The following is a 12059-nucleotide window of genomic DNA, read 5'->3' as shown; positions in this document are numbered from 1 at the left end:
AATCCCTCTCTCTGAGAGAGAGGGCGGGGCCCATGCGCAGCATGGGAGGGTGAGTGGTTACACCCTCTCAGAACGATACACGCCCTCCTCCCGACCTCCCCGGCGAAGGCCGGGGCCCAGGTCGAACCCACGAGCTTCACAGGGACAGCGCGATGCGAGGGCGCGTCAGCCGCAAACTTTCCGGATGAATCTGGGCCCCGGCTTTCGCCGGGGATGTCGGCGTTTAGGGAGCGAACCCATTGTCTCGGGATTTTCCGACCAGCGGTGAAACCACTCACCCTCCCCCCGCTTCGCGGCGGGCCCCGCCCTCTCTCTSAGAGAGAGGGATTCCGGATGGCCGCTAACCACCCTTCTCTGACTCTGAGAAAGGCGGGTGGGGGATACCGACGGGACCGGGCGCCGATCGCCTCTAACGCCGCGGGGCGACGTCGATCGCCGAGACGATCGCCTTGCCGATCTTGCCCTTGAAGGCGAGGGTCAGGCCCGCTGTGGTCGCCTCGACGGGGAGGGCGCGCACGACGTTGGCCCGCTCGCCCTTGGCCGCGCTGGCGATGTCGAAATCGGCCAGTACCACCTTGTCGTTGACCAGCACGTCGAACACACGCTCGCCCTTTGCATAGGTCGGCTCGACGAAGGTCAGGGTGAGCGTGTAGCGGCCGGGCGCGGCCGGGATTTGATAGCGGAAGTCGCCCTCGCGGAAGGTGCGGGCCACCGGCCACGGCGCCGCGCCGGGCTCTCCGCCGCCTTGGCCGGTCATGGCCTTGGCCGTCCCGCCGGCGAAGAATGCGTCCGAACCCATGCGGACGCCGAGGCCGGCCGGGACCAGCAGGGCGCCGCTGTCGATGGTGAAGCGGTCCTTGCCCTCGGGCGCCAGGCGCCAGGTCAGGCGGTCTTCAGTGGGGCCTTCCTTGAACCGGCCTTGGGCGACCAGGGTGTTGTCGCCCGGGGCGAGGCGAACGCTCTTCCAGACGCAGATCTTTTGTGGACAGTCGGCGAGCGCGCCCAGGGACTTGCCGTTGACCACCAGATCGGTGGACGGGGCGTTGCTGTAGACGCGCACGTCGGTCACCGGATAGGCCCGGTCGACATAGCGGCGGCCGGTGATATGCACCGACGGCTCGGCGCTCCAGTTGGCCTTGTAGAAGTAGAAGGCGTCCTTCTTGACCTGGCGGTCGTAGGTGACCAGGCCCTTGGTGTTGATGCTCTCGCCGTCGCCTTCGTGGCGGTCGCCGGTGGCGAAGTCGAAGCTGTTCCACAGCCAGGTCGCCCAGAGATAGGGCTTGGAGTCGAGGATCGCCCAGTTCTTCTCGTGGACGAAGGCCTGGTATTCCTCGGGCTGGGCGCGGCCGAACGAGTCGAACGGGCCGCCCAGCGGATCGTCGGTGTGCTGGCTGATCGCCCCGCCCGCACCGTACTCGCTGACCGATAGCGGCTTGTCCGGACGCTTCTTGCGCAGGGCGTCCAGCGCCGGGCCCAGCAGGTCCGAGGGCGTGTAGTACCAGCCGAAATAGCGGTTGGCGCCGCTGGTGTCGGTGATGGCGGCCACCTCGGGCGCGTTCGGCTGCAGGCCCTCGCAGCAGGTGGCCTGGGTGGTGGCCCGGTCGGGGTCCTCGGCCTTGGCCAGGGCTTGCAGGTCCTTGAGCAAGGGAACGGGATCGCGCTGAACGATCTTGGCCGCCCCCATGAACGACGGCGGCGTGCCGCGCAGGTCGACCTCGTTGGCGATGCCCCAGACGCCGACGGAGGCGTGGTTGTAGTTCTGGCGGATCAGTTCCTGCAGCTGCTGCTTGGCGTCGGCGACCAGGCCGGGCGTCGGCTCGACCTGGTTGGCGGCCAGGGTCATGACGCTGACGAACGGGATCTCGTCCCACAGGATCAGGCCGTACTGGTCGGCCAGCTCGTGGATGGCGGCGCCGTGCTGGTAGTGAGTCAGCCGGATCGTGTTGGCCCCCATCTCGCGGATGATGGCCATGTCCTGGGCGGTGTCGGCCGCGCTGACCGCCCAGCCCTTGCCTTCGCGATCCTGGTGGTAGCCCACGCCGTGCAGGCGCAGCGGCTGGCCGTTCAGGATCAGGCCCTGCTCCGGATCGATGCGGATCTGACGGACGCCGAAGCCCTGGTCCAGGCTGTCGACGACCTGGCCGCGGGCGTCCTTGATCACCGATTTCAGCCGGTAGAGGTAGGGGTCCTTGACGCCCTGCCACAGGTGCGCGGCGGCCAGGGCCAGGTCCTGCCCGACCTCGGTCGACTGGCCGGCGGCCAGGGCGACGGGGGTGACGACCTGGGCGGCCACGGCGCCGGACGCGTCGACCAGCTGAGTGGTCAGCACCAGCTTGGCGCCGCGCTTGGCGTCGTTGCGGAGCTTGGAGCGCACGGCCACCGTGGCCTTGCCGTCGCCGATCGCGGTGGTTCGGGCGTAGACGCCGGGGCCGCCGAAATCGAGCATGTCGAAATGGGCCTTGTCGGTGGCGACCAGGCTGACCCCGCGATAGAGCCCGCCGTGGACGAAGAAGTCGCCGCCCAGCGGCAGGATGTCGGCGGTCGGGCCGCCGGCGACCGGCCGGCTGCCGTCGACCTTGACCACCAGCAGGTTCGGCTGGCCCGGCCTGATCGCCCGGCTGGCGTCCAGGCGGAAGCGCGAGAAGCCGCCGGCGTGGTCGCCCAGGTGGACGCCGTTGAGCCAGACCGAGGCCTTGCGGCTGGCGGCGTCGAACTGCAGCCAGGCGGCCTTGTCCTTGATCGCGGCCGGGGCGGTGAAGGCCAGGCGATACCAGCCGACGCCCTGCTTGGCGTTGATCGTGGCCGGGGTGTGGAGATGGGGACCGTCCGATAGGTAGTAGCCGGCCCGGTTCCAGGTGTGGGGCACGCTGACGGCGGCCCAGGCCTTGTCGTCGAAGCCTGGCGCCTCGGCCCCGGCCAAGGCGTCGTCCTGGGTGAACCGCCAGCCGTCGGTCAGCGGCGCGGTCAGCCGTTCGGCCGCGGACGCGAGGCCGCTGGCGCCAGCCAGGGCCAGGGCGAAGGCGCTCGCGGCCAGCTTGATCGTCATGACGTGTCCACCCCGGTTCTTATGGCTTTTCCCGGCCAAGTATCAGCGGGGCTGTCGTTGAGTCAATAATCGAACGATGCTGGTCTATTTATCGGGATTTTCCGGCGGGCGGCTCGTGTTCGTGCGGCTGTGTCGGTGTTCTGGTCGCGATAATGGGCGTCTGAGATCGGCTATTTGGTCATCGCGTCGGGATTGTGAACGGCGCGTCTGTCCAGCCGGGAGTCAACGAGAGTGCAGCCTCAAAGTCGGTCATCCATCGCTAGAGCACGAATAAGCAAAGGGAAATTCGGGATATGTCTTCATCTGCATACGAGGTGGCGTGAACGACCGTACGTCGCGCCGATCGCGAAGATGGGCGCACTCCAGCTTAAAATTGACCGCAAGTGTTCGATTTTGGATTGCCTTCGCCCCTGAACGCGGCATCATGCGGCCAACGACCCTTGAGAAGAGGCCGACCATGCGCCCCATCCGAACCGCTCTGGCCGCCATGTTGCTGATGAGCGTGGCGGGCGTGGCCGTCGCGGCGCCGCCGCTGAGCACGGCGACGACCACGATCGGCGAGATCCTCGACACCCCGGCCGCCAAGGCCGTGGTCGACAAGCATCTGCCGTCGGTCTTCGCCAACCCCCAGATCCGGATGGCGCGCCCGCTGACCCTCAAAGGTCTGCAGCGCTTCGCCAAGGACACCGTCAGCGACAGCGCCCTGGCGGCCATCGACAAGGATTTCGCCGCCCTGCCGGCGAACAAGTAGTTCGGGCCGCGGCCTCGCGCCGTCGCTCGCGCGCGGAGACGATTTCCTCCTCCCCTGAGTTCGGAGCGCTGACGGGGTCCGGACGGGGCGCTCGCCGATCGAGCGCCCCGCGCCTTTTCCTGTTTCGAGCGGCGCGGCTCAGCGCGGCGGGGCGGCGGTTGCGCCGGGGCGCCAGCCTAGCTCTCGCGCGATCGCTCGCGCCGTCTCGGTGACGGGCCCCACCAGCTCGGCCATCCGCGCGTCGTCCAGGTACTGGGGCAGGCTGGAAATGCTGATCGCCGCGACGATCCGGCCGCTGGCCTCGCGGATCGGCGCGGCCACGCAGCGGACRCGGTCCGCGTTCTCCTCGACGTCGAATGCCGCGCCCTGGTCGCGGAACTGCCGCATCCGCGCGACCCAGGCCAGCACCGCATTCTGGCCGCGCGGCGCGTCGGGATCCTCCGCCAAGACCGTGCGCCAGACCGCTTCGGAGTCGTCCAGCAGCAGGGCGCGGCCGAGCGCGGTCGACGCCATCGGCCGCATCTCGCCCACCACCGAGCGGACCGCCATCCGCCGCGCGCCGTGCGTCTGGTCCACGTACCGCACTCGCCCGTCGTCGCGGACGGCCAGGTTCACCGCGTCGAGATGCTGACGCGCCAAGGCTTCCAGATGGGGGCGGGCCAAGACCGTCAGCGGCCGCTGCAGGCGCGCGGTCTCGGCCAGGGCCAGCAGCTTGGGGCCAAGCTCGTAGCCGCGCGCGGTGAGGCGGGCCAGGTCCCGCTCGGCCAGGGCCGAGGCCAGGCGATGGGCCGTGCTGCGGGTCAGCGTCATCCGCTGGCTGATCTCGCGCAGCCCGATCGGGCCGCGTCGGGCGATCAGCTCCAGAACGTCGATGCCGCGCCGCAGGGTCTGGCTGGGCCGTAAGGCGTCTTCCGTCTCGGAAAAATCGACGCCGGCGTCCAGTCCGGAGTCGGCGAGTGAGCGACCGTCCGCCCCTGCTGCGCGGCGCGCGGGGCGAGAGCGATCAACGCCATGATTTTCAAAGGGCAATGCGGTCCCCTCCAGCGCCAGGTCTCGGCGTCGTCCAAGCTGCGCGCGCCGGCGGATCGTCACCGCCAACGGCGCCGCATTGACGCCCAAGATCCTTTTATCGTACGCAAGCGTTCAAATAACAATCCGTCGTCGCGCGGGCTCGAGCGGCCGCCCCAACCAGACGCCGTGACGCGGCGCGGAGGAACCAGATGGCCGGTCGGACGAAGCCCGTGAGTCGCCGCGCGGCGAGCCGGGCGTGAAGCCCAGCCTGAGCGTGGCCCGCCGGCTGGTCGAGCAGCTGGGCGAGGCCATCGTCGTCGGCGTGTTCGCGGACACACCGTTTCCGACCGAGCGCGAGCTCTCGCACCGCTACCGCGTCGGACGCGCCACGATGCGCGAGGCGGTCAAGATGCTGGTGGCCAAGGGGTTGCTGCACGGCCATCCGGGGCAGGGGACGTTCGTCGCGGCCGAGACCGCGTGGAGCCTCTACGATCCCGACGTCCTGCGCTGGCTGCTGGCGCGACGCTTCTCGCTGGCTGCCCTGGCCCAGCTCACCGAGCTGCGGCTCGGGGCCGAACCGGTCGCCGCCGCCCTGGCCGCGCGGCGCATGACCGAGGCCACACGGCGTGAGGTCGAGGCCGTGCTGGAAGGCGTCCTGGCCGCGGCGCGCGGCGAGGGCGACATGCTGTCGGCCAAGGTCGCCTTCCACCGGCTCATGCTGGAGGCGACGGGCAACCGCCTCTATCGCGGCCTCGCGGAGCTGGTGACCACGGCCCTGACGCTCTCGGCCGCCTTCGCCAACCGCAACCGCCGGCCGTCCGACGCGGCGGGCTACCAGGCCCTGGGCGCGGCGCTGGTCGCCGGTGAGCCGGAACGGGCGCGCGCGGCGATGCAGGCGATCCTCGCCGAGGGCCTGCGCCAGGTCGCGGCGCATCAGGACGGGGAGCGCCCCGCCGTGCTTGAGCGCTCTCGCTCTGGTCCCGCGCCCACGCCTGAGCTGGCCGCCGCGCGGGCTTCGGCGCTAGGTCCGATCGAGGTGCATTGAGTAGCTGCCTTCCTGGGCCTTGTGCCCAGGACCCAGGGTTCAGCCTCAACAGACTTGAGGCCGAGTTCACGGTCTTCCAGCCGCGCAGACCCAAAGACTCCACCCCCGCCTCGAACATGGGTCCTGGGCACAAGGCCCAGGAAGGCAGTGGATTTGGACCTACCCTAAATGCCGATTGGCGCTGGCCCTGCCGGGATAGCGAACGGCGCCCCGCGATTTCGCGCGTGGCGATGAACCGGTCGCGGGTCTGGGGAAACTGACCTCCCAATGGCGCGCCCGGCGCGTGGGATCGGTTGAAACGCGATGCGCAGAGCGATTTCCGAAGGTGGCAGGACGGCCCCGGCCGGCGTCGGGTCCGGGGACCGTGCGGGGAACCCCGGCGCGTGATCCTGTTCGGCCACTCGTTCTTTCTCGCCCAGGACGCCAAGCAGCGCGAGAAGATGAAACCCTATCCGCCGCTGTCGACCCTGCTGGCCGCCGCCCTGGCCCGGCGCGAGGGCCACRCGGTCTCCCTGTTTGACGCGACCTTCGCTGAAGGACCCGGCGACTTCGCCGCCGTGCTGGAGCGGCTGGCGCCGTCGGCCGTGGTCCTGATGGAGGACAATTTCAACTTCCTGACCAAGATGTGCACCGCGGTGCGTCGTGACAGCGCCTTGGAGATGGTGCGCGCCGCGCGGGCCCACGGCTGCCGGGTGGCGGTCAACGGCCCCGACGCGGCCGATCATCCCGGCCTCTATCTGGACGCCGGCGCCGACGCGGTCGTGCTGGGCGAGGGCGAGGACGCCGTGGCCGAGACCCTTCAACGCTGGGCGCGCGGAGAGGGGCTGGAGACCGTTCCCGGCCTGGTCCTGGCGGGCGCGGACGGCCGGCCGCGACCGACGTCGCCCCGGCGCGTGACCCACGACCTGGACGCCCTGCCGCCGCCGGCCTGGGACCTGGTCGACGTCGCCGCCTACCGCGCGGCCTGGACCGAGGCGCACGGCCATTTCTCGTGGAACATCGCCACCTCGCGCGGCTGTCCCTATGCCTGCAACTGGTGCGCCAAGCCGACCTTCGGACGGCGCTACACCGTGCGCTCGCCCGGCGACGTGGTGGCCGAGATGGTCCGGCTGAAGGCCGAGATCGCGCCCGACCACCTGTGGTTCACCGACGACATCCTCGGCCTCGACGTCGACTGGATCTGCGACTTCGCCGACGGGGTGATCGCGGCCGGCGCGGCGATCCCGTTCTCGATGCAGTCGCGGGTCAATCTGATGACCGAGCGCGCCGTGGCCGCCCTGGCCGCCGCCGGCGCGCGCGAGGTGTGGCTGGGCGTCGAGACCGGCTCGCAGAGGATCCTCGACGCCATGGACAAGGCCGCCACGGTCGAGGCCGCCCGCGCCGCCACCCGGGTGTTGAAGGCGCACGGCGTCAAGGCGTGCTGGTTCATCCAGCTGGGCTATCCGGGCGAGCTCTGGGAAGACCTGCTGGCGACGCGCGACCTGATCCGGGGCGAGGCGCCGGACGAGGTCGGCGTGTCGGTGGCCTATCCGCTGCCGGGCACGGTGTTCCACGATCGCGTCGCCGCCCAGCTGGGCGGCCAGCGCAACTGGAAGGACACCGGCGACCTGGCCATGCTGTTCCAGGGGACCTACGACTCCGCCTTCTATCGCAAGGTGCGTGACGTGCTGCACCGCGAGGTGGACACCGGGCGCGGCGACGACGCGGCCTGGGCGGCGTTGGAGGCCCAGGCCGTCCTGCACCGCTCGCCGGCCCCCTCGATCCTGGCGGCGTCAGCGTGAGCGTGGCCGCGGAGACGCCGGCGGCGGCGCGGGCGTTCGACGCCATGGCCGACGGCTTCGATGCGCGCTTCGGGGCCTGGCTCAGCGTCGCGGCCCAGCGCCGGGTGGTGCGCGCGGCCCTGGCCGAGGCCTTCCCCGAAGGCGCGCGGCTACTGGAAGTCGGCGGCGGCACCGGCGAGGACGCGGCCTGGCTGTTGGACCGCGGCCGCCGGGTGCTGCTGACCGACGCCTCGCCGTCGATGGTGCGCGTGGCCAGGGCCAAGTTCGCCGGACGGCCGTACGCGCAGGCCGAGGTGGCGTCGGCCGAGGGCCTGGAGGCGCTGGCCCAGCGCCGCGCCGACGCGTCGCCGTTCGACGGCGCCTATTCCAACTTCGCGGCCCTCAACTGCGTGACCGACCTCTCGCCGTTCGCGCGGGGCCTGGCCCGGCTTTTGCGACCTGGCGCGCCGGCCTTGCTGGTGGTGTTCGGGACCTGCTGTCCGGGCGAATGGCTGGTCGAGGGTCTGCGGGGGCGGCCCGCGGCGATGGTCCGCCGCTTCGCGCGGGGCGACGTCGCGGCGCGGCTGAACGGCCAGGCCTTCACGGTCCGCTATCATCGGCCGGCCGACCTGGCGCGGGCCCTGTCGCCGTGGTTCCGGCCGGCGGGCCGCCAGGGCGTCGGCGTGTTCGTGCCGCCCAGCGCCGCCGAGCCGTGGATCTCGCGCCATCCGCGCCTGCTGGCCGGGCTGGAGGCCTTGGACCGCGCCGTCTCGCGACCGCTGGCGGACCTGGGCGACCACGTCCTTCACCGCTTCGTGCGGACCGACGCGGAGGTGCTGGGATGAGCGCCGACCTCGCCGGCTTCGCGGTCGCCTATGCCCGCCATCGCGCCGCCGAGGGGCGGGGACACAGCGGCGAGGCGCTGATGGCCTTGCCCTATCTGCGCGGCGGGCCCCTGGCCCGGCAGTGGGCGGTTCGGGCTCGCAGTTTCGAGGTTCTGGTCGGCGACGTCGTCACGCCGCTGGCGGCGCGGCTGGGCCGGCCGCTGTCGGTGCTGGACCTGGGGGCCGGCAATGGCTGGCTGAGCTGGCGTCTGGCCCTGGCCGGCCACTCGGCCATCGCCCTCGACATCCGCGAGGACGACGTCGACGGCCTGGGCGCGGCCCGGACGCTCGCCGCCCAGACGCTTGAGGCCGGGGCCGAGGGCCGGATGCACCTTCGCCCCGGTTCGTTCGCCGCCATTCCGGCCCCGGACGCCAGCGTCGACCTGGCGGTGTTCAATGCGTCGCTGCACTACGCCCTGGACCTGCCGGCGGTGCTGGCCGAGGCCGCGCGGGTGGTCCGGCCGGGCGGGCGGCTGGCCATCGTCGACAGCCCGTTCTATCGCCGCGAGGCCGACGGCCTGGCCATGGTCGCCGAGAAGAAGGCCGGGGCGGCCCGGCGCTTCGGCGAAGGCGCGGACGTGCTGCTGGCCCCGCCGTTCATCGAGTTCCTGACCCGCGAGCGGCTGGCCGAGGCCTCCGCCGCCTTGGGCCTGGCCTGGCGACGCCGGCGAGTGCTGTATCCGCTCTGGTACGAGGCCCGGCCGCTGCTGGCGCGCCTGCGTGGGCAAAGAGCCCCGTCGCGCTTCGACGTCTGGGTGAGCGCGCGGCCGTGATCCTGCTGGTCAATCCCAGGGCCACCAAGCCCGCCAACCGCCGCTTTCCGCTGTCGGTGATGGCCATCGGCGCGGCCTTGCCCCAGCACGTCGCGTGGGAGATCGTCGACGGCAACCTGCCGGGCATCGACATCCTGGCCGAGATCGCCGGCCGCATCGATCGCCGCGCCGGCGGGCCCGACCCGGTGACGGCGGTCGCCCTGACCGTGATGCCGGGACCGCAGCTGGTCAGCGCCGTGCCGCTGTCCAAGGCCCTGAAGCGCCGCTATCCGGACATCCCGATCGTCTGGGGCGGCAACTTCGGCAGCCTCTATCCCGACCCGGTGCTGAACGCGCCCTATGTCGACTGGCTGGTGCGCGGCCAGGGCGAGCAGGCCTTCGTCGAGCTGCTGGAGGTTCTGGCCGGCCGGCGCGACCCCAAGGCGGTGGCCGGGCTGTGCTTCCGCCAGGCCGACGGTTCGCACTGGAAGGCGCCGGAACGGGCCTGGCTGGGCCCCAACGAGCTGCCGGCCCCGCCGTACCACCGGATCGACGTCGAGCAGTATCTGCACCCCACCTTCCTGGGGCGGCGGTCGGGCGTCTACCAGGCCTCGATCGGCTGCCCGTACGGCTGCAATTTCTGCGGCGTGATCTCGGTGTTCGGCCGTCGCGAGAAGGTCGAGACCCCGGCCCGCGCCGCCCAGCATCTGGCCTATCTGGTCCGCGAGCACGGCATGGATTCGGTGCACTTCTACGACAACAACTTCTTCCTCAACGACCAGCACGCCCGCGCCATCGCCGAGGCGTTCAAGCCGCTGGGGATCCGCTGGTGGTGCGAGGCGCGGGTCGACGCGCTGGAGCGGTTCTCCGACGACACCTGGCGGGCGCTGAAGGCGGCGGGCCTGACCATGGTGTTCTGCGGCGCGGAGTCCGGCTCGGACGAGGTGCTGACCAAGATGAACAAGGGCACCACCACCGACCAGATCCTGCTGGCGGCGGCCAAGACGCGCGAGCACGGGATCATCCCGGAGTTCTCGTTCGTGTTCGGCGATCCCGACGCGCCCGAGAGCGAGATCGAGAACACCCTGGCCTTCATCCGCAAGCTGAAGGCGGTCAATCCGGACATGGAGCTGATCAGCTACTTCTACACGCCCACGCCGCAGCGCAAGGGGACCTACGGCGACGTCGACGCCCTGGCCGGCACGCCCGAGACGCTGGAGGAGTGGATCGAGCCGCGATGGGTGGCCTGGATGACCCACGAGGATCCCGACCTGCCCTGGATGGCGCGGCGGCTGAAGGCGCGGGTCGACGATTTCGAACTGGTGCTCAAAAGCCGCTTCCCGTCGGTGCACGACAAGCGCACGCGGCCGTGGGGCAAGCTGCTCGGCAGGCTGGCCGCCCGCCGGCGTTGGGCGCGGGCCGACTATGACAATCCCCGGCTGCTGCGGCTGATCCGCCGGTGGGCGCGCATCGTTCCCGACGACACCCAGGCCTATGGTCACCTGCGGCCGGAGAGCCTGGAGACCGACGCGCCGTGGCCGCCGGCTTCAGCGGCTGACCCGGCCCCGCACCAGGCGCCAAGCCCGCTTCTCGTAGATTGACCACAGCGCCCGCCACGAGCCGGCGCGCGGCGCGATGTCGGCGGCCAGCTGCCGGGCCCGCCGCCGCCAGCCGTCGGTCCACATGAAGTGCTCGCCCACCGAGCTGCGCTCGATCCGCTGGGCCGTGGCCGGGGTCAGGCCGCGCACGACCCGCAGGACGCCGTGCGGCGCGGCCCGGGCGCAGYGCGCCAGCACCGCGGTCGGGACGACGCCAGGGGTCAGGGCCTCGCACAGCGTCAAGGCCGGATAGGCGAAGCCCAGCAGTCCGATCCGCTCGCCCAGCACCAGGAACGCGTCCCAGGACAACCGGCCGGCGGCGACGTCCTGGCGGATCACCAGGTTCAGCTCCACCAGCCGCAGCAAGGTCAGGTTCTGCAGGCCCGCGCCCGCGTGGATCGCCAGGTGGAACAGCAGCAGCGGCTGCTCCAGGGCGGTGGCCTCTGATCCGGGCGCCCAGGCGCGGCGGCTGTCCATCGGCGCGCCGGCGTCCAGCGCCGCCAGGGGCGCGCCGGCGCTGACCATCAGGTCCAGGGCGCTATGCAGGTCGATCGACCAGGGGTCGTCGGCGTGGACCAGGGTCAGCGAGCGCGGGGCGGGCGGGCAGCCGGGCGGCCGCCAGCTGCTCTCGCGCGCGCCCCGGCTGGCCTCGGCGAAGCCCTCGGCCCGCAGGACCGCCTCGGCGGCGGGGGCCTGCTCGGCCCGGACCAGCAGGTCGATGTCGGAGGCCGGGCGGACCCCGGGGGCGGGGAAATAGGCGCGGGCGGTATCGGCCCCCTTCAGCACCGTGACGGCGATCCCCTGTCGCGACAGGCGCCCGGTCAGGTCGACCGCCGCTGCGTCCAGGCGGGCCGCGCGGATCCGGTTGTGGCGCAGATGCAGGTCCAGCACCCGCGCCACGGCGGGCGAGGGAGCGATGGCGCCGGTCTCGGCCCACCAGCCCAGCAGCGGCCCCAGGCCCGAGGTGTAGCCGGCCAGGCCGATGGCGGCCGGGTCGCCGTCGAGGGGCGGCGGAACGGTCGCGCCGGACAGCACGGCCGAGGCGACGCGGGCGACCTGCTCCAGCGCCGCGCGCCAGTCCTCGACCYGGATGTCCGGCCACAGCCAGGCGGGGTTGCCCTGCCGCTTGGCCCATTTGAATCGTCGCGAGACTTCTGCTTCGGAAATAGTTTCCGTGGCGAAATCGAGGTGTTCGTCAATATTGTTCAATGT

The 12059-nt window shown here is 71.6% G+C and carries 9 protein-coding genes; 6 read left to right on the top strand and 3 right to left on the bottom strand.

What is annotated here, in order from left to right; genetic code table 11:
* Nucleotides 1–409: 409 nt before the first annotated feature.
* Nucleotides 410–3046: a glycoside hydrolase family 2 TIM barrel-domain containing protein gene (locus AC1DSO_RS13335; RefSeq protein ID WP_477069277.1), complete on the bottom strand. Its 2637-nt coding sequence runs from the start codon at nucleotides 3044–3046 to the stop codon at nucleotides 410–412.
* A 457-nt stretch (nucleotides 3047–3503) separates the two neighbouring features.
* Between AC1DSO_RS13335 and AC1DSO_RS13330 the strand changes: the two genes are divergently transcribed.
* Nucleotides 3504–3797 carry a hypothetical protein gene (locus AC1DSO_RS13330; protein ID WP_477069276.1) on the top strand — a complete coding sequence of 98 codons (294 nt, stop codon included), beginning with the start codon at nucleotides 3504–3506 and terminating at the stop codon, nucleotides 3795–3797.
* Nucleotides 3798–3935: 138 nt separating this feature from the next.
* Here the strand turns inward: AC1DSO_RS13330 and AC1DSO_RS13325 are convergent, their stop codons facing one another.
* Nucleotides 3936–4826, bottom strand: coding sequence for an IclR family transcriptional regulator (locus tag AC1DSO_RS13325; RefSeq protein ID WP_477069275.1), 891 nt, complete (start codon nucleotides 4824–4826; stop codon nucleotides 3936–3938).
* Between the two features lie 238 nt (nucleotides 4827–5064).
* On the opposite strand from AC1DSO_RS13325, the gene AC1DSO_RS13320 reads away from it, so the two are divergent.
* The 5 genes from AC1DSO_RS13320 to AC1DSO_RS13300 all read left to right on the top strand — a co-directional run bounded on the left by AC1DSO_RS13320 (nucleotide 5065) and on the right by AC1DSO_RS13300 (nucleotide 10850).
* Nucleotides 5065–5853 (top strand): FadR/GntR family transcriptional regulator, encoded by a 789-nt coding sequence (locus AC1DSO_RS13320; RefSeq protein WP_477069274.1) that lies wholly within the window; start codon nucleotides 5065–5067, stop codon nucleotides 5851–5853.
* A 383-nt stretch (nucleotides 5854–6236) separates the two neighbouring features.
* A complete protein-coding gene (locus AC1DSO_RS13315; protein ID WP_477069273.1) occupies nucleotides 6237–7634 on the top strand; it encodes a B12-binding domain-containing radical SAM protein in 1398 nt (465 codons plus the stop codon).
* Nucleotides 7631–8458 (top strand): class I SAM-dependent methyltransferase, encoded by an 828-nt coding sequence (locus AC1DSO_RS13310; protein WP_477069272.1) that lies wholly within the window; start codon nucleotides 7631–7633, stop codon nucleotides 8456–8458. Before AC1DSO_RS13315 ends, AC1DSO_RS13310 begins: the two co-directional genes overlap by 4 nt.
* Nucleotides 8455–9270, top strand: a complete 816-nt coding sequence (locus AC1DSO_RS13305) for a class I SAM-dependent methyltransferase (RefSeq protein ID WP_477069271.1) — start codon at nucleotides 8455–8457, stop codon at nucleotides 9268–9270. The genes AC1DSO_RS13310 and AC1DSO_RS13305 overlap by 4 nt, the downstream gene beginning before the upstream one ends.
* Entirely contained in the window at nucleotides 9267–10850 is a 1584-nt protein-coding gene (locus AC1DSO_RS13300) for a B12-binding domain-containing radical SAM protein (protein ID WP_477069270.1), read from the top strand. Before AC1DSO_RS13305 ends, AC1DSO_RS13300 begins: the two co-directional genes overlap by 4 nt.
* Here AC1DSO_RS13300 and AC1DSO_RS13295 read toward each other — a convergent pair.
* Entirely contained in the window at nucleotides 10797–12056 is a 1260-nt protein-coding gene (locus tag AC1DSO_RS13295; protein WP_477069269.1) for a nucleotidyltransferase family protein, read from the bottom strand. The genes AC1DSO_RS13300 and AC1DSO_RS13295 overlap by 54 nt on opposite strands.
* Nucleotides 12057–12059: the final 3 nt, after the last annotated feature.

The organism is Caulobacter sp. P4_E5, from assembly GCF_056401555.1.
Note: the sequence above shows the minus strand (reverse complement) of the source record. Positions and strands in the feature narration are given on the sequence as shown.